At 63.0% G+C, this 20,562-nt stretch carries 18 protein-coding genes; 8 read left to right on the top strand and 10 right to left on the bottom strand.

All coding sequences use genetic code 11. The features are described from left to right. The first annotated feature begins 6 nt into the window (after positions 1-6). From FJ941_RS07295 to FJ941_RS07260, 8 genes are all read left to right on the top strand, one after another. On the top strand, positions 7-1,179 hold the full coding sequence (locus FJ941_RS07295; RefSeq protein ID WP_140504299.1) for an iron-containing alcohol dehydrogenase: 1,173 nt from the start codon (positions 7-9) through the stop codon (positions 1,177-1,179). Between the two features lie 244 nt (positions 1,180-1,423). Continuing rightward, a complete protein-coding gene (locus FJ941_RS07290) occupies positions 1,424-2,530 on the top strand; it encodes an ABC transporter substrate-binding protein (RefSeq protein WP_140504297.1) in 1,107 nt (368 codons plus the stop codon). A gap of 145 nt (positions 2,531-2,675) precedes the next feature. Further along, entirely contained in the window at positions 2,676-3,512 is an 837-nt protein-coding gene (locus FJ941_RS07285) for an ABC transporter permease subunit (protein WP_181165828.1), read from the top strand. Beyond that, the gene (locus tag FJ941_RS07280; protein WP_015315811.1) at positions 3,509-4,300 is read left to right on the top strand and encodes an ABC transporter permease; all 792 of its coding nucleotides are present in this window, start codon (positions 3,509-3,511) and stop codon (positions 4,298-4,300) included. Before FJ941_RS07285 ends, FJ941_RS07280 begins: the two co-directional genes overlap by 4 nt. Positions 4,301-4,330: 30 nt before the next feature. Next, positions 4,331-5,395 carry an ABC transporter ATP-binding protein gene (locus tag FJ941_RS07275; RefSeq protein ID WP_140504293.1) on the top strand — a complete coding sequence of 355 codons (1,065 nt, stop codon included), beginning with the start codon at positions 4,331-4,333 and terminating at the stop codon, positions 5,393-5,395. 157 nt (positions 5,396-5,552) lie between these two features. Further along, a complete protein-coding gene (locus FJ941_RS07270; protein ID WP_140504291.1) occupies positions 5,553-7,106 on the top strand; it encodes a sodium:proton antiporter in 1,554 nt (517 codons plus the stop codon). A 116-nt stretch (positions 7,107-7,222) separates the two neighbouring features. After that, entirely contained in the window at positions 7,223-8,131 is a 909-nt protein-coding gene (locus FJ941_RS07265; RefSeq protein WP_140504289.1) for an endonuclease/exonuclease/phosphatase family protein, read from the top strand. Between the two features lie 7 nt (positions 8,132-8,138). Next, on the top strand, positions 8,139-8,984 hold the full coding sequence (locus tag FJ941_RS07260) for an EamA family transporter (protein ID WP_140504286.1): 846 nt from the start codon (positions 8,139-8,141) through the stop codon (positions 8,982-8,984). A 4-nt stretch (positions 8,985-8,988) separates the two neighbouring features. Here the strand turns inward: FJ941_RS07260 and FJ941_RS07255 are convergent, their stop codons facing one another. The 10 genes from FJ941_RS07255 to FJ941_RS07210 all read right to left on the bottom strand — a co-directional run bounded on the left by FJ941_RS07255 (position 8,989) and on the right by FJ941_RS07210 (position 20,559). Next, on the bottom strand, positions 8,989-10,206 hold the full coding sequence (locus FJ941_RS07255; RefSeq protein WP_140504283.1) for an MFS transporter: 1,218 nt from the start codon (positions 10,204-10,206) through the stop codon (positions 8,989-8,991). A 90-nt stretch (positions 10,207-10,296) separates the two neighbouring features. Next, entirely contained in the window at positions 10,297-10,614 is a 318-nt protein-coding gene (locus FJ941_RS07250; RefSeq protein ID WP_140504281.1) for a Dabb family protein, read from the bottom strand. 11 nt (positions 10,615-10,625) lie between these two features. Then, positions 10,626-12,254: a choline dehydrogenase gene (locus FJ941_RS07245; RefSeq protein WP_140504279.1), complete on the bottom strand. Its 1,629-nt coding sequence runs from the start codon at positions 12,252-12,254 to the stop codon at positions 10,626-10,628. A gap of 12 nt (positions 12,255-12,266) precedes the next feature. Next, positions 12,267-13,028, bottom strand: coding sequence for a 3-ketoacyl-ACP reductase (locus FJ941_RS07240; RefSeq protein WP_140504277.1), 762 nt, complete (start codon positions 13,026-13,028; stop codon positions 12,267-12,269). After that, positions 13,025-14,527, bottom strand: a complete 1,503-nt coding sequence (locus tag FJ941_RS07235) for a GMC family oxidoreductase (protein WP_140504275.1) — start codon at positions 14,525-14,527, stop codon at positions 13,025-13,027. Before FJ941_RS07235 ends, FJ941_RS07240 begins: the two co-directional genes overlap by 4 nt. 107 nt (positions 14,528-14,634) lie before the next feature. Further along, positions 14,635-15,750, bottom strand: coding sequence for an ABC transporter ATP-binding protein (locus FJ941_RS07230; RefSeq protein ID WP_140504273.1), 1,116 nt, complete (start codon positions 15,748-15,750; stop codon positions 14,635-14,637). Positions 15,751-15,754: 4 nt separating this feature from the next. Then, positions 15,755-16,699 carry a carbohydrate ABC transporter permease gene (locus FJ941_RS07225; RefSeq protein WP_140504271.1) on the bottom strand — a complete coding sequence of 315 codons (945 nt, stop codon included), beginning with the start codon at positions 16,697-16,699 and terminating at the stop codon, positions 15,755-15,757. Then, positions 16,696-17,652: a sugar ABC transporter permease gene (locus tag FJ941_RS07220; protein WP_140504270.1), complete on the bottom strand. Its 957-nt coding sequence runs from the start codon at positions 17,650-17,652 to the stop codon at positions 16,696-16,698. The genes FJ941_RS07225 and FJ941_RS07220 overlap by 4 nt, the downstream gene beginning before the upstream one ends. 83 nt (positions 17,653-17,735) lie before the next feature. Further along, positions 17,736-18,989, bottom strand: coding sequence for an ABC transporter substrate-binding protein (locus FJ941_RS07215; RefSeq protein WP_140504268.1), 1,254 nt, complete (start codon positions 18,987-18,989; stop codon positions 17,736-17,738). Between the two features lie 58 nt (positions 18,990-19,047). Then, positions 19,048-20,559, bottom strand: a complete 1,512-nt coding sequence (locus FJ941_RS07210; RefSeq protein WP_140504266.1) for an aldehyde dehydrogenase family protein — start codon at positions 20,557-20,559, stop codon at positions 19,048-19,050. Between the last annotated feature and the right edge of the window lie 3 nt (positions 20,560-20,562).

The following is a 20,562-nucleotide window of genomic DNA, read 5'->3' as shown; positions in this document are numbered from 1 at the left end:
CAAGCAATGTCCAAGCTCATCTCCAAATGGAACTACCCCACCACCGTCCGCTTCGGCGCCGGGCGCATCAAGGAATTGCCGGAGGTGCTCGCGGCCACCGGCATCAAGCGGCCGCTTTTCGTGACTGATCCGGGCTTGGCGAAACTGCCGGTCGTCGCCTCGACGCTTAGGATTCTCGATAAGGCCAAGGTGCCCTATGGCGTGTTCTCCGAGGTGAAGCCGAACCCGGTGGACTCCAACCTCACCGCCGGCATCGCGGTGTTCAAGAAGGCCAAGCATGACGGTGTCATCGCTTTCGGCGGCGGCTCGGCGCTCGACCTCGGCAAGCTGATCGCCTTCCAGTCCGGCCAGACGCGGCCGGTCTGGGATTTCGAGGATGTCGGCGACTGGTGGACGCGCGCCGACTCCGATACCATCGCGCCGATCATCGCCGTGCCGACCACGGCGGGAACCGGCTCGGAGGTCGGCCGCGCCGGCGTCATCACCAACGAGGCGACCCACACCAAGAAGGTCATCTTCCACCCGAAACTTTTGCCGGCAATCGTCATTGCCGATCCGGAACTGTCGGTCGGCATGCCGGGCTTCATCACCGCCGGCACGGGCATGGACGCGTTTGCCCATTGCCTCGAAGCCTACTGCGCACCGGGCTACCATCCGATGGCCGACGGCATTGCCGTCGAAGGCATACGCCTGGTGTTCGAGAACCTGCCGAAGGCTTATGCCAATGGCAAAGACCTCGTCGCCCGCGCCCATATGATGAGCGCGGCCGCCATGGGCGCCGCGGCCTTCCAGAAGGGGCTGGGTGCCATCCACTCGCTGTCGCATCCGATCGGCGCGCTCTACGACACCCATCACGGCATGACCAATGCCGTGTTCATGCCTTACGTGCTGGCCTTCAACCGGGATTCCATCGAGGAGCGCATTGCCAGGCTTGCCGCCTATTGCGGCATCAAGGGCGGTTTCGACGGCTTCGCCAAGGCAATCATCAAACTGCGCAAGGAGTTGAAGGTGCCACACGCGCTGCCGGGCCTGATCAAGGGGCTCGACATGGACAAGAAGCGCAAGGGGCTGATCGCCGACATGGCGGTGGTCGATCCGACGGCCGGCGGCAACCCGGTCAAGCTGACCAAGAAGGCGGCGCTGACACTGCTCGAAAACGCGATCGCCGGGACGGTCTGAGGCCGGTTCCGGGGGTGCGGAAGTTGATCGAGAAACGAGGGGAAAGGAAAGGGGAAGGGGCGATATAGGGGCGGATTAATGATTAGCCGGAAAATTAAGTGATGGCTAATTGCTACAGTCCGTTAAAAAGAGTTAACTTTTCACGCTGCGAGGCGCTGGTTTCACAAAGCTTTCATTTGGCTGTCACACGGAAACGATACCGCATCGCAGACGTCCAACGGCGTCAGTTCAATGGAGAGAACACATGTTCAAATTCACGGGGAAAGTACTTTCCCTTTCGGCCGCGACCCTCATGGTGTCGTCGGTGATTTCGTCCGCCGCTTCGATGGACGATCTCATCAAGGCCGCGAAGGCCGAAGGCCAGCTCACCACGATCGCTTTGCCGCATGACTGGTGCGGCTACGGCGACGTCATTGCCGGCTTCAAGGCGAAATATCCGGAAATCACCGTCAACGAACTCAACCCCGACGCCGGTTCCGGCGATGAAGTCGAGGCGATCAAGGCCAACAAGGACAACAAGGGCCCGCAGGCTCCTGATGTCATCGACGTCGGCCTGTCCTTCGGCCCGACCGCCAAGGCCGATGGCCTGTTGATGCCTTACAAGGTGTCGACCTGGGACTCGATCCCGGACAGCGCCAAGGATGCCGATGGCGCCTGGTATGGCGATTATTATGGCGTTCTCTCGTTCATGGTGAACAAGGACCTGATCAAGGAGTCGCCGAAGGACTGGGCCGATCTCCTCAAGCCCGAATTCGCCAACGCGGTCGCCGTTGCCGGCGATCCGCGCGCTTCGAACCAGGCCATCCAGGCCGTCTACGCCGCAGGCCTTTCCGGTGGGGCGGCTGCTGGTGAAGCCGCTGGCACCGCCGGCCTCGACTTCTTCAAGAAGCTCAACGCCGCCGGCAATTTCGTGCCGGTCGTCGGCAAGCCGGCAACGCTTGCCCAGGGCCAGACCCCGATCCTGATCAACTGGGATTACAACGCGCTTGCGGGCCGCGATACGCTGAAGGGCAACCCGCCCGTCGACGTCATCGTGCCGAAGACCGGCGTTGTCGCTGGTGTTTATGTGCAGGCGATCAGCGCCTTCGCGCCGCATCCGAACGCAGCCAAGCTGTGGATGGAATATCTCTATTCCGACGAAGGCCAGGTCGGCTGGCTGAAAGGCTATTGCCACCCGATCCGCTTCAACGATCTCGCCAAGAAAGGCAAGATCCCGGCTGACGTGCTGGCCAAGCTGCCGCCGGCGGAATCCTACGCCTCGGCCGCCTTCCCGACGCTCGACGAGCAGGGCAAGGCGAAGGAGGCCATCAGCAAGAACTGGGACGCCGTTGTCGGCGCCAACGTCAAGTAAGGCTTGAAATCCACCGGGCGGCCTCGCCGCCGCCCGGCTTCTCCTCGAGGACGGTAGCCGGCGCATGACCGATCTTACGCTTTCAAATCAGTCCGTTACCACCAAGCCCGCGCCGCCGAACGAGGCGACCGCTTTCCGCTTTCCGATGCAATGGATTGGCGTGGCGCCCTTCTTTATCTTCGTCCTGATGTTCCTGATCCTGCCGACGATCTATCTCGTCCTGGGCGCTTTCCAGAATGGCGACGGTCAGCTGACGCTGGATAATATCCTGCAGCTGGTCAGTGATCCCTCGATCAGCGCTTCCTACTGGGTTTCGATCAAGATCAGTTTCTGGTCGGCCGTCATCGGTGCCTTTGCCGGGCTCGCGATTGCCATCGCCATCGTGCGCGGCGGGCTTCCCAACTGGACCCGCTCGGCGACCCTGACTTTTTCCGGCGTCGCCTCGAATTTCGCCGGCTTGCCGCTGGCCTTCGCCTTCCTGGCGACCCTCGGCCGCGTCGGCATCGTCACAACGCTTCTGCGTGACGTTCTCAATGTCAACATATACGCGATGGGCTTCAATTTCCTCACGACATCGGGCCTGATCGCGGTCTATCTGTTCTTCCAGATTCCGCTGATGGTGGTCATCATCGTGCCGGCCATCGACGGCTTGAAGAAGGAATGGGGCGAGGCCGCCGCCACGCTCGGGGCAACCCAGTCGCAGTATTGGCGCATGGTGGTCATCCCGGTCTTGTGGCCGAGCTTCCTTGGCACCGTCATCCTGTTGTTCGCCAATTCCTTCGGCGCCATCGCCACGGCTTATGCGTTTGCCGGCCCGGCACTCAACATCGTTCCGATTAAGCTCTATTCGCAGATCAATGGCGACGTGCTGCACAACCCGCAGCTCGGCTATGCCATCGCCTTCGGCATGATCGTCATCACGGGCTTAGCCAACGTCTTCTACATCTGGTTCCGGACCCGGTCCGAAAGGTGGCTCAAATGAAGTCGGGCAAATTCTGGGCCTGGGTCGTCTTCATTGTCGGCGCGGCCTATTTCTTCATTCCGCTGATGGCGACGGTCGAGTTCTCGTTGCGCATGCGGCGCGGTGTCCATTCCTTCGACGCCTACCAGATCGTGCTGGGCGACGCTCGCTTCCAGTCGACCTTCCTGTATTCGGTGGTGGCGGCCGTCTTCACCATCATCCTCGGTGTGCTGATCGTGGTGCCGGCGGCATACTGGATCCGGCTGCGCCTGCCGCAGCTCAGGCCGATCGTCGAATTCATCACGCTGTTGCCGCTGGTCATTCCGGCCATCGTCATCGTCTTCGGCTATATCAGGATGTACGGCTCGAATTCCCCGCTGCCGTTCCTGGGAAGCAATATGGGCGCCAATGCCTTGCTGGTGATCGGCTATGCGACGCTGGCTCTGCCTTACATGTATCGCGCCGTCGATACCGGGCTGCGCACCATCGATGTGCGGACATTGACCGAAGCAGCGCAGATCCTGGGTGCCGGCTGGGGCACGATCATTGGCCGGGTGATCCTGCCCAATGTCCTGATCGCCGTGCTGTCGGGCGCCTTCCTGACCTTTGCCATCGTCATCGGCGAGTTCACCATGGCGAGCCTCCTCAACCGTCCGGCCTTTGGCCCGTATCTGCAAAACGTCGGCGCCAACCGGGCCTATGAACCGGCGGCCCTAGCCATCATCGCCTTCGCCATTACCTGGGGCTGCATGTCGCTCATCCAGATCCTGTCCCGCTTCGCGCCGAAATCAGCGAACCGCCCGAATTGATCGAAAAGCACTGACCTGAGAGAAAAAGCCATGGCCGAGCCATTCCTGTCCATCCAGCATGTGCGAAAGTCCTACGGGTCCAACACCGTGGTGCAGGATTTCAGCCTCGACGTCGAGCCGGGCGAGTTCGTCTCGTTCCTGGGGCCCTCCGGTTGCGGCAAGACGACGGTGCTGCGCATGGTCGCCGGCTTCGAGGAGCCGTCGGCCGGCAAGATCGTCGTCGCCGGCAAGGACATCACCCGGCTGAAGCCCAACCAGCGCAATGTCGGCATGGTGTTCCAGGCGTATGCGCTGTTTCCGAACCTGACCGTGGCACAGAACATCGCTTTCGGGTTGAAGGTTGCCGGCATGCCGAAGGCCGACGCCGACAAGCGCGTCGCCGAGATGCTCGACATGATCAGGCTGCCGCAGATGGCGGACCGCTATCCCTACCAGCTCTCCGGCGGCCAGCAGCAGCGCATCGCGCTGGCGCGCGCGATCGCGCCAAAGCCGAAGCTGCTTTTGCTCGACGAGCCGCTGTCGGCGCTCGACGCCAAGGTGCGAGTCTCGCTGCGCGAGGAAATACGCTCGATCCAGAAGAAGCTCGGTATCACCACCATCTTCGTCACCCATGACCAGGAAGAGGCGCTATCGATCTCCGACCGCATCGCCGTCATGTACGGCGGCAAGGCCGAGCAGGTCGCGACGCCGTTCGAGATCTACAACCGGCCGGCGACCAAGTTCGTCGCCAATTTCGTCGGCACGCTGAACGTGCTCGAAGGCAAGGTCACCGATGCCGCCTCCGGCAAGGTTCAGGTCAACACGCAGGAAGTCTCGCTCAAGGGCAAGCTCAACGGCTCGAAGTCCGGCGACACGCTGTCTCTGGCGCTGCGGCCCGAGGCGATTTCGCTCGGCCGCCAGCCCGGCCGCGACTCCAGCCTGACCGGAGAGATTTCCGAAGTGCACTTCCTCGGCTCGGTGATCCGGGTTCGTGTCGGCATCGGCGGCAACACGGTGTCGCTCGACACATTCAACAGCCCGGCGACGCCGCCGCCCGCGGTAGGTGAAAAGGCGGAGATTTCGTTCTCGTCGAGCGATATGCTGGTGTTGCATTAGGTAATCCACGGTCGGTTGGCGCTCCCGAACGGATGCTCCAGCATCCGAATTCCCGTGCTGTCCGCGGCGACACAACCCGTGCCAGAAGTATCACCCGTTGTTTCACGGCCACGACTTTGGCACTGCCAATCGTTTCATTCGGCCGCTACGATAGCGCATGGCCCTTTTCGAACTGACGCTTATCCTGCTTTTGACCGCCGTCGCGCTGACGGCGCTGTCGCGACGGCTGGAGATTCCCTATCCGTCCCTTCTGGCCCTGGCCGGCGTCGCGATTGCCTTCGTACCCGGTGCGCCAGTGATCGAGATCGATCCGGAACTGGCGCTTGCCCTGTTCATCGCGCCGGTGCTTCTCGATGCCGCCTATGACACGTCGCTGCGCGACCTGAAGCGCTACAGGCTGTCTCTGGTGCTGCTGGCGCTCGGCGCCGTGGTCTTCACCACCGTGGTCGTTGCCTTCGTCGGCTGGAAAATGGCCGGGCTGCCGATCGCGGCGGCGGTCGCGCTTGGCGCCATCGTCGCACCGCCGGATGCGGTGGCGGCGAGCGCCGTGCTCGGCCAGTTCAAGGTGCCGTACCGCCTCACCGCCATCCTGCAGGGCGAGAGCCTGCTCAATGATGCCACCGCGCTGCTGATCTACCGGTTGGCGGTTTCGGCCGCACTCGGTTCGATCCTGTTGAGCAACGCCATTCCGGTGATCTTGCTGTCGACGATTGGCAGTTTGGCCGCGGGTTATGTGCTTGGCCGTGTCTCGCTGCTGACACTTAGCCGGATCGACGACGCCGCAAGCAGCACCGTGGTGCAGTTCGCCGGGACATTCGGGGTGTGGATCCTGGCCGACAGGCTCGGTCTTTCCGCCATCATCACCATCGTCGTCTATGCCATCACCATTGCACGCAGTGGACCGCGCCGCATGTCGGCGAGACGCCGCGTCAGCACCTATTCGGTCTGGGAATCGGCGGTGTTCGTGCTGAACGTGCTGGCTTTCGTGCTGATGGGGCTGCAGGCACGCTCTATCGTCGGCCGGCTCTCCGGCGACGGGCAGGGCGGTGCCTTTCTCTTTGCCGCGACGGTGCTGGTTGTCGTCATTCTGGCACGCCTCGTCTGGGTGGCGAGTTACGTTGCGATCATCAGATGGTTCGCCCGTTTCGGCGGCGAAGACAGAAGGCGAGAAGCGCCGACATTTCGCGGCGCCGTGCTGGTCGGCTGGTGCGGCATGCGGGGGCTGGTGACGCTGGTGGTGGCCATTGCCCTGCCGGCCGGCTTTCCCGGCCGCGACCCGATCGTTCTAGCCGCCTTCGCGGTGGTTCTGGGCACGCTGGTGTTGCAAGGCATGACCTTGAAGCCCTTGCTGCGGATACTCAACTTCGAACGGGATACGAGCGTCGATCGCGAAGTGGCTCAGGCGCGTGTTGCCGTCATGCAGGCCGCGCTTGACGTGTTGAGCCGCAAGACGTCGGCCGCGGCGGCCGTCGTGCGCGAGCAGTACGAGGCTCAGCGGCAGATCGCGGAAAATCCGGAGGATGCGCAGGCGGCGACCGAATACGACCGGCTGCGGCTCTATGCTATCAACCGCCAGCGCGACACGCTGGAGGAACTGCGTAGCAACGGCACGATCGGCGATGAAGCCTATCACCGGCTGGAGGAAGAGATCGACTGGGCGGAACTGGCGGCGTCGCCGGCAGGCCGGTTCCAGCCGCTGACCACGGACTAGCAGATGCCGGGTCTCGACCGCCGCCCTGCTGGCCCAAGCCCCGTCCGTCCTGCTGCACATTGCAAGCGATCGACCGAACCGTTACTGCCAACACCGGGGAGTGAGCCGGATAAGCAATGAAGCTGGTCAGCTACAACATCCAGTACGGGTTCGGCAGCGACGGGCGCTACGATCTTTCGCGCGCCGCGCGCATGATTGCCGGCGCCGACATCATCGCCTTGCAGGAGGTCGAGCGGCACTGGCAGCGCAGCAATTTCGACGACCAGCCGGAGTTGCTTTCACGGCTTCTGCCTGATTATCACTGGGTGTATGGCCCGGCCTTCGACATGGATGGTAGCGAATGGCGGGACGGCCGTCTGGTCAACCGCCGCCGGCAATTCGGCACCATGGTCCTGTCAAAACTGCCGATCGTCTGGTCGCGGCTGCACGCGCTGCCGATGCGCCGTACGCTGCGTCCGCTCAACACCCGCAACGCCGCGCTCGAATGCATGATCCGCACGCCGGCCGGGTCGGTCAGGGTGCTTTCGCTGCATCTCGCGCACATCGCCGCGGAAGAGCGGCTGGACCAGATCGACTATCTCTTGGCGCAGCATCGCCGGGCGCCGGGGGAAGGCGGACCGTGGAGCGGCGTGGACGACGAACCTTCGCGTAACTGGACACATGGGGAAGTCGAGCCGGAAAACCCGCCGGCGGCGATCTGGCTGGGCGATTTCAACATGGAGCCGGACAGCGCCGAATACCGTCGCATCGTCGGCAGCACGCCGTATCATCGGGGTGCGGCCTATCTCGACGGCTTCGTCGATGCCGCCGCCGTGGCGGTTGAACCGGCTGGTGATTTCCATACGCATGAGAAGATCATCGACGGCAGACTGGCAAAGCGCCGTCTTGACCATTGCTTTGTCGGCGGCATGTTGGCCGGGCGTGTGCGCTCGGTCAGCGCCGATATAGGCGAGCTTGCTTCCGATCACTTCCCCGTCCAGGTCGACATCGATCTCGAAACGCCCTTCGGCTCCGGAGGTCGATGATCTCCATATGACGCTTTTCGTCTTCCTCGCGGTGCTTGCCGCGGCCGCCATGCACGCGATCTGGAACGCGCTGGTCAAGGTACATCTCGACCGCTTCCTGTCGATTACTTTGATGACGTTCGGCATGGGGGTCGCTGGCCTCGTGGTGCTGCCTTTCGTCGAGGTGCCCAAGGTGGAAGTCTGGCCCTATATCGCCGCTTCGGTGATCTTCCACATGGGCTACCGCACCTTCCTGATCGGCGCCTACCAGGCCGGCGATTTTGCCCAGACCTATCCGTTGGCACGCGGAACGGCACCTCTGCTGGCCGCGATTGGCGGGATGTTCGTTGTCGCCGAGGTGCCGGCACCGCTTGCCATCGTGGGCATCCTGCTGTTGTCGGCCGGAACGCTGGTGATGTCGTTTCGCGGCGGGGCGCATCTGGAGAAGCTGAACCTGCGCGCGGTCGCATTCGCGCTGGGCACGTCGATCTTCATTGCCAGCTACACGCTATCCGACGGCAGCGGCGCGCGGCTGGCCGCGACCGCGCAAAGCTATGCCGCCTGGCTGTTCATCTGCGATGCGCTTGGGGCGCTGGTGCTCTGCCTCGTTTTCCGAGGATCCAAGGCGCTTCCGGTGTTGGCGCGCGACTGGAAGACCGGGCTGTTCACCGGCGTGCTTTCCGGCGCCGCCTACTGGATCGTGATGTGGGCGATGACCAAGGCGCCGATCGCCTCGGTGGCGTCACTGCGCGAAACCTCGATCCTGTTCGCCATGATGATTTCGGTCTACGCGCTCGGCGAGAAGATGACGGGCTGGCGCGGTGCAGCCGCGCTCAGCATCGTCGCAGGCGTCATCGCGCTGAGGATGGGCTGACATTTCAACCCAGCACCGTCATTACCTGACCGCGCCGCTCCGGACTGAAGCGGATGACCACGATGATGCAGACGGCGACCACGCCGGCAAATAGCGCCAGCGCATAACCATAACTGCCGCCGGGCGCTTCCGCGATCCCCGCTTGATACGGACCGCCGTAGGAGGCGGCGAGATTGCCGGCCTGGTATATGAAGCCGGGCAAGGTGGCGCGCACCGCGCCGGGCGAAAGCTCATTGAGGTGAACCGGGATGACACCCCAGGCACCCTGGACCGCGACCTGTATGATGAAGGCGCCAATGGCCAGCATGAAGGGCGTGGAGCTGTAGGCCCATAGCGGGATCGCCGGCAGGGCGATGATGCATGCGAGGGTAATGGCGTTGATGCGGCCGATCTTCTCCGACAGCGCGCCAAACGCCAGGCCGCCGACAATGGCGCCGATATTGGCGACGATGGTGATCCAGCTCACCGTATGCGGATCAAAGCCATGCTGTTTCTTCAGGAAGGTCGGGTAGAGGTCCTGCGTGCCATGGCTGAAGAAGTTGAAGAACATCATCAGCACCACGGCATAGAGCGCGACGCGCCAGTGCTTCCGCAGCGTTTCCAGCAACCCCGGTCTGACCTGCTTTCGTGCCTCGACGAAGGGGGGCGATTCCGGCACGTGCGAGCGGATGAACAGCACCATCAGCGCCGGTATGAAGCTCAGCAGGAACATGAAGCGCCAGCCGAGGACGAAGTCGCCGACCTTCTGTCCGTAGAGCAGCCCATAGACCACCGCCGCCAGGAGGTAACCGGCGGGATAACCGCATTGCAGGATACCCGAGACCATGCCGCGTGCCCGCGGCGGTATGGATTCCATGGCAAGCGAGGAGCCGAGGCCCCATTCGCCGCCCATGGCGATGCCGAACAGGGCGCGTAGCGCCAGGAACATGCCGAGATTGGGAGAGAAAGCAGCCAGCGCCCCGATCACCGAGTAGCTGACGATGTTGAGCATCAAGATCGGCTTGCGACCGTATTTGTCGGCAAGCATGCCAAAGAAGAACGCGCCGGTGAAGCGGGTCGCCAAGGTCAGGAACAGAGCCTTCGACACCGCGGGAACATCAGTCTGGAACTCAGCCGCAATGTCGGTGAGCAGAAAGGTCAGAAGGAAGAAATCAAAAGCATCGAGCGTCCAGCCCAGAAATGACGCCAGAACGGTTTTCTTCTGCTCGGCGGTGAGGTTCAAGGCGTCCTCCTTTGTACCCCCAAAGGAACGATATGTCGCCTTGTCGGCAAAAGAGAACAGCGATCGGGCGGCTTTCGAAAGGCCGGCGGTTCACTTTTTCGTAAGATCGAGGTCGAAGACCATCAATCCGTCGGTGCCGCCTTCGAGGGTCGCGATCAGCCGGGCGCCGGCACGCTGATGCGCCTCATGGACGAGATAGGCGTCGCGCGCCGCTGCATCGCGGAAATCGATGGTGAAGCCATGGCTGAAACCCCGCGCGAAGGGCTCCGGACTGACATTGGCGCTGAATTGAATCGTCTCCATGCCTTCGATCACCTGCCGCAACGCTTCGAGGTCGGCGTGGATAGCCGTGCGCTCGGCCGGGGACACATCACTACGAAATCTTGCGAAAACACAGTGCCTGATCATTTTACCACTCCCTAAGCAGCACGATTGCCGGAAAACACCGCCGGCGCCAGCGGCTCGCGGCCTAGGATCAGATCAGCGCCCTTTTCGCCAACCATGATGGTCGGCGCGTTGGTGTTGGAAGAAGGCACACGCGGCATCACCGATGCGTCGCAGACGCGCAAGCCTTCTACACCGCGCAGCTTGAGATCCGGCGTCACCACCGCCATCTCGTCATGGCCCATGCGGCAGGTGCCGACGGGATGGTGGTCGGTCTTGGACGTGCGGCAGGCATAGTCGATCAACTCGTCATCGCTGGCGAGCGACGGACCGGGCAGCACCTCGCGCAGCACGTAGGGGGCAAGTGCCTTCTGCCGCATGATCTCTCGCGCCAGCCGCAGTCCCTTCAGCGACATGGCGCGGTCATAGGGATCGGACCAGTAGTTCGGATCGATCAGCGGATGGTCGGCTGGATCGGCGCTTTTAAGCCGCACCGTTCCGCGCGAGCGCGGCCGCAGGAAAGCCGAGTTCAAGGTGACGCCCGGGTTTTTCAGCTTCTCGACGCCGGCCTCGATGCCGGAGCCGAGACCCAGATGGAACTGGATGTCGGGCGAGGCGGCGGTCGGATCCGCGTACCAGAAGCCGCCGGTCTCGAACAGGCTGGAAGCCACCGGTCCCTTCTTCAGCAGCAGATATTGCAGGCCCGCCCAGGCCGTGCGGTGCAGCTTGGCGTAATTGTCGTAGGTGTGATCGCCTGTGCATTCGGCGATGACGAAGAGGTCGAGATGATCCTGCATGTTGGAGCCGACGCCTGGCAGATCGTGTACCGGCGTGATGCCGACCGATTTCAGGTGGTCGGCCGGGCCGATGCCCGACTGCATCAGAAGCTTCGGCGAACCGACGGCGCCGGACGAGACGATCACCTCGCGGTCGGCATGCAGGATTGTTGTCTGGCCGCCCGGCCTGTCGACCACCTCGACGCCGACGGCACGGCCGTTCTCGACGACGATGCGGGTGACCAGCACATCGGTCCGGACAATGAGATTCTTCCGGTCGCGGATCGGCTTGAGATAGGCCACCGAAGCGGAGGACCGGCGGGCGTCCTTCTGGGTGAGCTGGTAATAGCCGACGCCTTCCTGGCTGGCGCCGTTGAAATCCGGGTTGAAAGGAATGCCCATCTCCTGGCCGGCGCGGAAATAGGCCTCGCAGATCGGCAGCGGCGAGATCGGGTTGGAGACGCCGAGCGGGCCTTGGTCGCCGTGAAAATCGTTGGCATAACGCTGGTTGTTCTCGGCGCGTTTGAAATAGGGCAGTACGTCGCGGTAGCCCCAGCCGGCCAGCCCTTCTTCCTTCTCCCAGGCATCGTAATCGCGTGCATTGCCGCGCGTGTAAATCTGGGCGTTGATGGAAGAACCGCCGCCGACCACCTTGGCTTGCGTGTACCAGAAGACGCGGTCCTTCATGTGTTTCTGCGGCACGGTCGACCAGCCCCAAGAAGCGATGCCCTTGGTCATCTTGGCGAAACCCGCCGGCATGTGGATATAGGGGTGCCAGTCCTTGCCGCCGGCTTCGAGCAGCAGCACGGAATTGGAGGGATCCTCGCTTAGCCGGTTGGCCAGCACGCAGCCGGCCGGACCGGCGCCCACGATGATGTAGTCGGTCATTGTCTTATCCGTTCACAGCCGGGGCACGGAGAGCGCGCCGTCGACATTGATGATCGAGCCGGTCGAAAAACCCAGTCTGCCGGCAGCGAGCGCCGCCACCATGGCGCCGATGTCGGAGGCTTCGCCCCAGCGTTTCGCCGGCACCAGGCCGCCGTCGATCAGCGCGTCGTATTTGGCACTCACGCCTGCCGTCATGTCGGTGCGGATGATGCCCGGCCGCAGCTCGAACACGCCGATGTTTTCCGGGGCGAGCCTGAGCGCCAGGTTCTTCACCCACATGGAAAGCGCTGCCTTCGACATGCAATATTCGGAGCGTTCCGGAGAGGCCATCTCGGCGCTGACCGAGGTGATGGTGATGATTGACTTGGCATGATCGCCCGGCTTGGCCAGCATCGCCTTGGCGACGGCCTGGCTGAGGAAGACGGTGCCACGCAGGTTGACGCCGAGCGCGCGGTCGAAATTATCGGGTTTGAGGTCGAGAAGGTCGCCACGCGCCACGGCGCCGACGCCGGCATTGTTGACCAGGCAATCGATGCGGCCGAAGGCGCGCATGGCGGCGTCGACGAGGGAAGCATGGGTGGAAAGATCGGCGATGTCGCAGCCGAAATACGCGAACTTCGCGCCGCGCGCGGTGATGTCAGCGGCGAGCTCGCCTGCGGCTGTTTTGGCAAGGTCAGCGACGAGAATGTCGAATCCGGCGTCGGCCAGCGCCTCGGCGCAGGCAAAGCCGATGCCGCGCGCGCCGCCGGTGACGATGGCCGCCGGGCGGGTCATGCGGCAAGCTCTGTTTTGCGGATGTGTTCGGCTACCCGCAGCGCCTGGGCGGCGATCGACAGCGCCGGGTTCACGGCGGCCGAGTTCGGCAGGAAACTGGCGTCGACGACGAAGAGGTTCCGGTGATCGAAGGCGCGACAGAACGGATCGAGCGGCGACATCGCCGGATCGTCGCCCATTTTGACCGTGCCGCACTGGTGCGAGGGCGTGCGCTTGTCGAACGGGCGCGACAGCACGATGGGATAACCGCAGGCGCGGAAATTCGCGCGCATCACCTTGGTCAGGCCGTCGAGCGACTGCATGTTGGAGCGTCGCCATTGCATGACGATGTCCTTGCCGTCGACCATGATGCGGCTTTCGGGATCGGGCAGGTCTTCGCACATCAGATACCAGTCGATGGCATGGCCGGCCATGAAGTCGAGCGCGAATTTCGGCAGCCGTTTCACATTGGCCTTGAGCATGTTGCCGTCGATCTTGCCGAGAAGCTGGACATTGCCGAGCGGTTTGCCGCCCTTGCCACCCGTGAGATAGTAGTCGTTCAGCATCAGGGTCTTCTGGTAGACGGCATCGTTCCTGCGGCGCGGATCGATCGCCAGCATGGCGCTCGAATTGTGGTTCATGAAGTTGCGGCCGACCTGGTCGGAGCGGTTGGCCAGGCCTTTCCCATGAGGTGAGGGTGAGCGCAGCAGGATGACGGCTGAATTGACCGCGCCGGCCGACAGGATCACCAGTTTCGGCGCGACTTTCCTCGGCTCGCCGTTCTGGCGATAGTGAACGGCCGAGATGGTTTTGCCGTCCGGGGCTGTCTCGAGATATTCGACATAGGCGCCGGTCTCGAGCTTGATGTTCTGGTCGGTCAGGGCCGCCGTCAGCGGTCCGGTCTGCGCGTCGACCTTGCCCTGGCCGGTATTGGGAAAAGCGTCCCAGCCGGTCCTGCCCTCCTTCAGCCAGGTGTCGATGTCGACGCCCAGCGGCAGGGAGGCCGGATGCAGCCCCAGCCCCCTGAGTTCGGCACGGGCGCGCGCGATCGGCGCCTCGTCGGGCACCGGCTTGAACGCATAGGGAACCGAATGAAATGGCTCGGTTGGATCCTCGCCCAGCGCGCCGCGCACGCGGAACAGCTGCTCTGCCCTGGAATACCAAGGCTCGAATTCGTCATAGGAAAACGGCCATGCCGGCGAGACGCCGCCAAAGTGTTCCATGGCGGAAAAGTCTTCCTTGCGGTAGCGGATCAGCACCGCGCCGAAGAATTTCGAATTGCCGCCGACATAGTAGTAATTACCTGGGTTGAACGCGGCACCGCCAGCTTCGCGCCACATCTCCTTCGGCCGGTAATGGCCGTCAACGAAGATGGCGCGTGTGTCGCGCGCGTGCGGCGTTGCCGGCAGCGGCTTGCCACGTTCCAGCATCAGGATAGAGGCGCCGCTGCCGGCCAGACCAGAGGCGATCGTGGCGCCGCCGATGCCGGAACCGATGATGACGATATCGGGGTTTGCCATCGCCTAAAGCGCGCCGCGTTGGAATTGACACATGCGACCCGCTTCAGGTCTTTTGTCTTGATGCATGTCGTTGCCCCAAAACCAGATCCACTTTTGGGCGACACGCATCAGCGAATACGGCTCTCGGTCGCCGGATCAAAGAACACAGCCTTGGTCAGGTTGAAGGCCAGCGGGGTGTTGGTGCCCGGCTGGATGTTGGCATCGGCGCGCAGCCGCGCCACCACGCCCTTGCCACCGAGATTGGTGACGGCGAAAGTGTCGGAACCGGCCGGTTCCACAACCTCGATATGACAATCGGCGGTGGCGATTTGCGAGGCGTTGCGTTCCGCGCCTTCCGGATCGGTGAGCGCCTCCGGGCGTACGCCGAAGATGATCGGCTTACCCTTGAACGCCGACAGTCCGGCCGGCGCGTTGGCCATCGGCAAGGTGATCGGCTGGCGTGCCTCGCGATCAAGCACGACGGCCAGATCGCCGCCATTGCCGCCGATGGTCGCCGGGATCAAGTTCATTGCCGGCGACCCCATGAAGTCGGCGACGAAGACATTGCTCGGGTTATTGTAGATTTCCGCCGGCGTGCCGAATTGCTGCACCTCGCCGTCACGCATGACCGCGATCTTGGTCGCCAGTGTCATCGCCTCGATCTGGTCGTGGGTGACGTAGACGATCGTTGTGCCCGTGGTGGCATGCAGGCGCTTGATCTCGATGCGCATGTCGACGCGCAGCTTAGCGTCGAGGTTGGACAGCGGCTCGTCGAACAGGAACAGCTTGGGGTCGCGCACCAATGCCCGGCCCATGGCGACGCGCTGGCGCTGGCCGCCGGAGAGCTGGCTCGGCTTGCGCTGCAGCAGATGGCCGATCTGCAGTACCTTGGCCACCTTGTCGATCGCCTTCTGGCGTTCATCGGCTGGTACGCCGCGCATCTCCATGCCGAAGGAGATGTTCCCGGCCACCGTCATGTTGGGGTAGAGCGCATAGCTCTGGAACACCATGGCGATGTCGCGCTTGGACGGGTGCAGATCGGTGATGGTGCGGCCGTCGACGCGGATATCGCCAGAGGTGATCGTCTCCAGTCCGGCAATGGTGTTGAGCAGCGTGGACTTGCCGCAGCCGGACGGACCGACCAGCACCAGAAACCCGCCCTTTTCCAGCTCGAGGTTAATCCCTTTCAGGATCTCGACCTGGCCGAAACGCTTCCTCAGACCATCAATTTCCAGAAAAGCCATTGCGTTATCCTTTGACCGCGCCGGCCATCAGGCCACGCACGAAATAGCGGCCGGCGAGCACATAGACGAGAAGGGTGGGCAGCGCGGCGATCATCGCAGCCGCCATGTTGACGTTGTATTCGACGACGCCGGTCGAGGTGTTGACGACATTGTTGAGCGCTACCGTCATCGGCATCGCGTCGCCTGTGCCGGCATAGGCGGAGGCGAACAGGAAGTCGTTCCAGATGTTGGTGAACTGGTAGATGACGGTGACGACGAAGATCGGCATCGAGTTCGGCAGCATGATGCGCCGGAAGATCTGGAAGAAGGAAGCGCCGTCGACCTGCGCGGCCTTCACCAGTTCGGTCGGGAACGCCTCATAATAGTTACGGAAGAACAGCGTGGTGAAGCCGATGCCGTAGACGACGTGGACGAACACCAGGTTGACCGTCGGGTTGCCGAGGCCGAAGCTGGTTCCGACCGTGTTCTGCAGCGTCACGCCGAACCGTCCGAGGCTGCCCAGGATCGTCGCCATCGGCAAGAGCACCGACTGGAACGGGATGAAGCAGGCAAACAGCATCAGCCCGAACACCAGTGTCGCGCCGCGGAAACGCCATTTGGTCAGCACGTAGCCGTTGAGCGCGCCGAGCATGGTCGAGATCAGCACGGCGGGAACCACCATCTTGATGGAGTTCCAGAAATAGCCCTTGATGCCGGCGCAGGTGAGGCCAACGCAGGTCTCGCCCCATGCCTTCAGCCAGGGCTCGAAGGTCGGCGCCTTGGGCAGCGCCAGCATGTTGCCGTTCTGGATCTCGTCCATGGTCTTGAACGAGGTCACCAGCATGACAAACAGCGGCATCAGGTAGAACAGCGCGAACAGCGCCAGAAGCCCGTAGATGACGATGCGGTTGACGATCTTGACGTTCATGCCGCCGCTGGCCTGGCGGGTGGGAGTGGTCACGGCGCTCATCGCGACTTCTCCCTGAGTTCCGAATAGAGATAGGGCACGATGATGGCGACGATGGTCATCAGCATGATCACGGCACTTGCCGAACCGACGGCCATTTCGTTGCGCTTGAAGGTGTATTCATACATGAAGTTGGACGGCAGCCAGGCCGAGCCGCCGGGGCCACCGCTGGTCAGCGCCACAACCAGATCGTAAGATTTGATGGCAAGGTGCGCGAGCACGATAAAGGCTGACAGGAAGATCGGCCGCAAGAGCGGAATGACGATGCGGCGATAGAGCTGGAAGGTGGTGGCGCCGTCGATCTGCGCCGCTTTCATGATCTCGCCGTCAATGCCGCGCAGGCCGGCCAGGAACATCGCCATGATAAAGCCGGAGGCCTGCCAGACACCGGCGATGACCACGGTGTAGATGACGAAATCCTTGTTCTTGATCCAGTCGAAATGGAAGCTCGTCCAGCCCCATTGATGCAGCGTCTGCTCGAGACCGAGGCCAGGGTCGAGGAACCATTTCCAGGCAACGCCGGTGACGATGAAGGAGAGCGCCATCGGGTAGAGATAGATCGGACGCAGCACGCCTTCACCGCGGATCTTCTGGTCGAGCAGGATGGCCAGGAACAGGCCGAGCGCCAGGCAGATCAAGATGTAGAGAAAGCCGAAAATGCCCATATTGGTGATCGACGTGTACCAGCTCGATGGCGGGTTGGTGTCGAAAGTCCAGCCCCACAGTCGCTGATAGGCGCGCCCGCCCGTTATAGCGTAGGACGGGAAGGTCTTGGAGTTGGTGAAGGATAGGTAGATCGTCCACAGGATGAAGCCGTAGACGAAAACGATAGTGATGGCGAAGCTCGGCGCCAGCACGATTTTCGGCAAGGCGTCCTGCAGGCGCGACCGCACAGAGGTGCGCGGGCGGGCATGCTCCGGCGTCAGCTTGATCTGGCTTGTCGCAACTGTGCTCATGGGTTCCTCCCATCGGCGTCCGGCCGACCGGCCTCACGGGACCCTCCCCGCCGGAGCGGGGAAGGCGTTTTCGTGCGTAACGCTTACTTGGCGTCGTCGATTGCCTTGACCAGTTCGGTCACGGCCTCGTCCGAGGTCTTGATCTGACCATGGACGAATTTGGAGATGACGTCCTTGTAGGCGTTGGCGACAGCCGGGGGCGCGCCATAGCCCTGGGCGAGCGAGCCGAACAGCGTGCCGCCTTCATTGGCCTTCTTCAGGTCGGCAATACCCTTCTTGCCGCAAGCGTCGAAGTCGGTGTCAGGCACGTCGGTGCGGGCCGGAACCGAACCCTTGACGACGTTGAAGGCCGACTGGAAGCTCTTCGACAAAGTGGCGGTGGCGAGTGCAACCTGGGCGGCCTTGCGGTCGTCCGGGACATTGAACATGCCGAACATGTCGGAGTTGTAGATCACCGAGCCGTCGGTGCCCGGGAAGCGATAGCAGAGGAAGTCGGTGCCTGGGGTCTTGTTGGCGGCGTGGAATTCGCCCTTGGCCCAGTCGCCCATGACCTGCACCAGCGCATCGCCCTTGATGACCATGGCGGTGGCGAGGTTCCAGTCGCGGCCCGAGAAGTTCGGGTCGACATAGGTGACGAGCTTGGCGAGATTGTCGAACGACTTCTTCATCGTGTCGGACTTGAGCGAAGCGTCGTCGAGGTCGTTCATCGCCTTCTTGTAGAACTCCGGCCCGCCGGTCGACAGCACGACGGAATCGAACATGGTGGCTTCCTGCCAGTTCTGACCACCAAGCGCGAGCGGGGTGACGCCGGCCGCCTTGGCCTTGTCGAGCAATGCCACGAAGTCGTCGAAGGTCTTCGGCTCGGTGCCGCCGATCTTGTCCATCACCGCCTTGTTGATCCACAGCCAGTTGACAGAGTGGACGTTGACCGGAGCCGCGACCCACTTGCCTTCATAGACGGCGAATTTCTGCAGGGCGGCCGGAACCGACTTGTCCCAGCCTTCCTTCTTCGCCGTCTCGGTGAGGTCGCCCATGACGCCGGCAGCGGCATAATCGAGCACGGTGTAGCCGAGCATCTGCGAGGCGGTCGGATAGTTGCCGGCCGCGACCATCGCCTTCAGCGCGGTCATGGCGGCATCGCCGCCGCCGCCAGCCACGGGAACGTCCTTCCAGGCATAGCCTTCCTTGGCCAGATCGCCCTTGAGCACGTTGAGAGCAGCCGCCTCGCCGCCCGACGTCCACCAATGCAGCATCTGCACTTCCTTGACATCCTCGGCATGGGCCGCGAAAGCCAGGCCCGAAGCGAGCGCCGTTCCGATAAGCAGTTTGCGCAACATGTACTTCCTCCCTTGTTGCATTACACGACCGGTGGCAGCCCACCGGGTTCTTCCCAACTCAGCCGACCCACCAACCGGTGCGCTGGCCGCGATGAAACTGGATTGTCTTTTCCTCGGTATAGTCCTCGACGGCGCGCTTGCCGAGTTCGCGGCCCAGGCCCGACTGCTTGTAGCCGCCGAACGGCAGTTCGGGATAACCTTCCATGAACGTGTTCACCCAGACCGTCCCCGAACGCACGCCCCGCGCCACCGACATGCAGGTGTCGATGCTGGCGCTCCACACACCCGCCGACAGACCATAGGGCGTGTTGTTGGCGATGTGCAACGCCTTTTCAATCGATTCAAAAGTCAACACCGATAGCACCGGCCCGAACACTTCCTCGCGGGCGACGGCCATGTTTTCGGTGACGTCACGTAAGATCGTCGGGTCGAGATATTGGCCGGCATTGGAGGGGCGTTGCCCGCCGCCGCTGTAGATGCTGCCGCCGTCACTCGCGGCTGCCGCCACGTAATCCGTCACCTTGGCCAGATGGTCGGAGGAAATCATCGCGCCGACCTTGGTCCTGTCATCGAGCGGATCGCCCACGGTTACCTTGGCTGTCAACGCCTTCACCGCGGCCAGGAAATCATCGGCGATCGCCTCATGCACGATCAGCCGGCTGCCGGCATTGCAGCATTCGCCGGCATTGAAGAAGCCGCCGAACACCGCTGCATCGGCGGCCGCCACGAGATCGGCATCGGGAAAGACGATCTGGCCGTTCTTGCCGCCGAGCTCCATCGACACCTTCTTCAGGGAGTTCGAGGCCGCCGCCATGGTCAACTTGCCAACGCGGGTGGAACCGGTGAACGAAACCATCTCGACCAGGGGATGGCTGACCATCGGCGCGCCGACACCGGCGCCGAGACCGGCGAGGACATTGACGACGCCGGCGGGCACGCCGGCTTCGAGCAGGATGTCGCCAAGCACGAAGGTCGAGGCCGAGGTCATCTCGCTCGGCTTGACCACCGCCGTGCAGCCGGCGGCGAGCGCGAAAGGCAGTTTCTGGCTGACGATGAGGAACGGAAAATTCCACGGCGTGATGATCGAGACGACACCGATCGGCTCGCGCAGCACCACACCCAGCATGGCGTCGCCGAGATTGGCGTAGCTTTCACCGTGCAACGTGCGGGCCAGCGAAGCGGCATAGCGCCAGATGTCGACGGCGCCGCCGATCTCGCCGCGCGCCTGTGCGATCGGCTTGCCGGATTCCAGCGCATCGAGCCGCGCGATGTCTTCCAGCCGCGCCTCGATCAGGTCGGCGGCCTTGAGCAGGATCGCGGCGCGCTCGGCCGCTTTCATGCGCGGCCAGGGACCGGTCTCGAACGCCCTGTGCGCGGCCTGCATCGCGGCTTCCACTTCGGCGGCACCTGCCTGGGCATAATGTGAAACGGTGAAGCCGTGACCGGGGCTCTTGCGTTCCAGCATGCGGCCGTCGCGGGCATCGACATGCTTGCCGTCGATCAGAAGCTTGTATGCCTTGGGAGCCGCGGAGGCCTCGGCAGGCATGGAAATCTTGAGAGGTGCATTCATGTG

It is taken from the genome of Mesorhizobium sp. B2-3-13 (assembly GCF_006442195.1).
Classification (GTDB): Bacteria; Pseudomonadota; Alphaproteobacteria; order Rhizobiales; family Rhizobiaceae; genus Mesorhizobium; species Mesorhizobium salmacidum.
The sequence above is the reverse complement of the archived record's forward strand: the minus strand, read 5'-3'. Positions and strand labels throughout refer to the sequence as shown.

Bases quoted from the DNA above. Each gene is read 5' to 3' on its own strand.
- FJ941_RS07285 (WP_181165828.1), top strand. From the start codon at position 2,676: ATGCAATGGATTGGCGTGGCGCCCTTCTTTATCTTCGTCCTGATGTTC.
- FJ941_RS07210 (WP_140504266.1), bottom strand. From the start codon at position 20,559: ATGAATGCACCTCTCAAGATTTCCATGCCTGCCGAGGCCTCCGCGGCT.
- FJ941_RS07295 (WP_140504299.1), top strand. From the start codon at position 7: ATGTCCAAGCTCATCTCCAAATGGAACTACCCCACCACCGTCCGCTTC.
- FJ941_RS07240 (WP_140504277.1), bottom strand. From the start codon at position 13,028: ATGACCCGCCCGGCGGCCATCGTCACCGGCGGCGCGCGCGGCATCGGC.
- FJ941_RS07265 (WP_140504289.1), top strand. From the start codon at position 7,223: ATGAAGCTGGTCAGCTACAACATCCAGTACGGGTTCGGCAGCGACGGG.
- FJ941_RS07245 (WP_140504279.1), bottom strand. From the start codon at position 12,254: ATGACCGACTACATCATCGTGGGCGCCGGTCCGGCCGGCTGCGTGCTG.
- FJ941_RS07225 (WP_140504271.1), bottom strand. From the start codon at position 16,699: ATGAGCGCCGTGACCACTCCCACCCGCCAGGCCAGCGGCGGCATGAAC.
- FJ941_RS07250 (WP_140504281.1), bottom strand. From the start codon at position 10,614: ATGATCAGGCACTGTGTTTTCGCAAGATTTCGTAGTGATGTGTCCCCG.
- FJ941_RS07235 (WP_140504275.1), bottom strand. From the start codon at position 14,527: ATGGCAAACCCCGATATCGTCATCATCGGTTCCGGCATCGGCGGCGCC.
- FJ941_RS07230 (WP_140504273.1), bottom strand. From the start codon at position 15,750: ATGGCTTTTCTGGAAATTGATGGTCTGAGGAAGCGTTTCGGCCAGGTC.
- FJ941_RS07270 (WP_140504291.1), top strand. From the start codon at position 5,553: ATGGCCCTTTTCGAACTGACGCTTATCCTGCTTTTGACCGCCGTCGCG.
- FJ941_RS07215 (WP_140504268.1), bottom strand. From the start codon at position 18,989: ATGTTGCGCAAACTGCTTATCGGAACGGCGCTCGCTTCGGGCCTGGCT.
- FJ941_RS07290 (WP_140504297.1), top strand. From the start codon at position 1,424: ATGTTCAAATTCACGGGGAAAGTACTTTCCCTTTCGGCCGCGACCCTC.
- FJ941_RS07220 (WP_140504270.1), bottom strand. From the start codon at position 17,652: ATGAGCACAGTTGCGACAAGCCAGATCAAGCTGACGCCGGAGCATGCC.
- FJ941_RS07280 (WP_015315811.1), top strand. From the start codon at position 3,509: ATGAAGTCGGGCAAATTCTGGGCCTGGGTCGTCTTCATTGTCGGCGCG.
- FJ941_RS07260 (WP_140504286.1), top strand. From the start codon at position 8,139: ATGACGCTTTTCGTCTTCCTCGCGGTGCTTGCCGCGGCCGCCATGCAC.
- FJ941_RS07275 (WP_140504293.1), top strand. From the start codon at position 4,331: ATGGCCGAGCCATTCCTGTCCATCCAGCATGTGCGAAAGTCCTACGGG.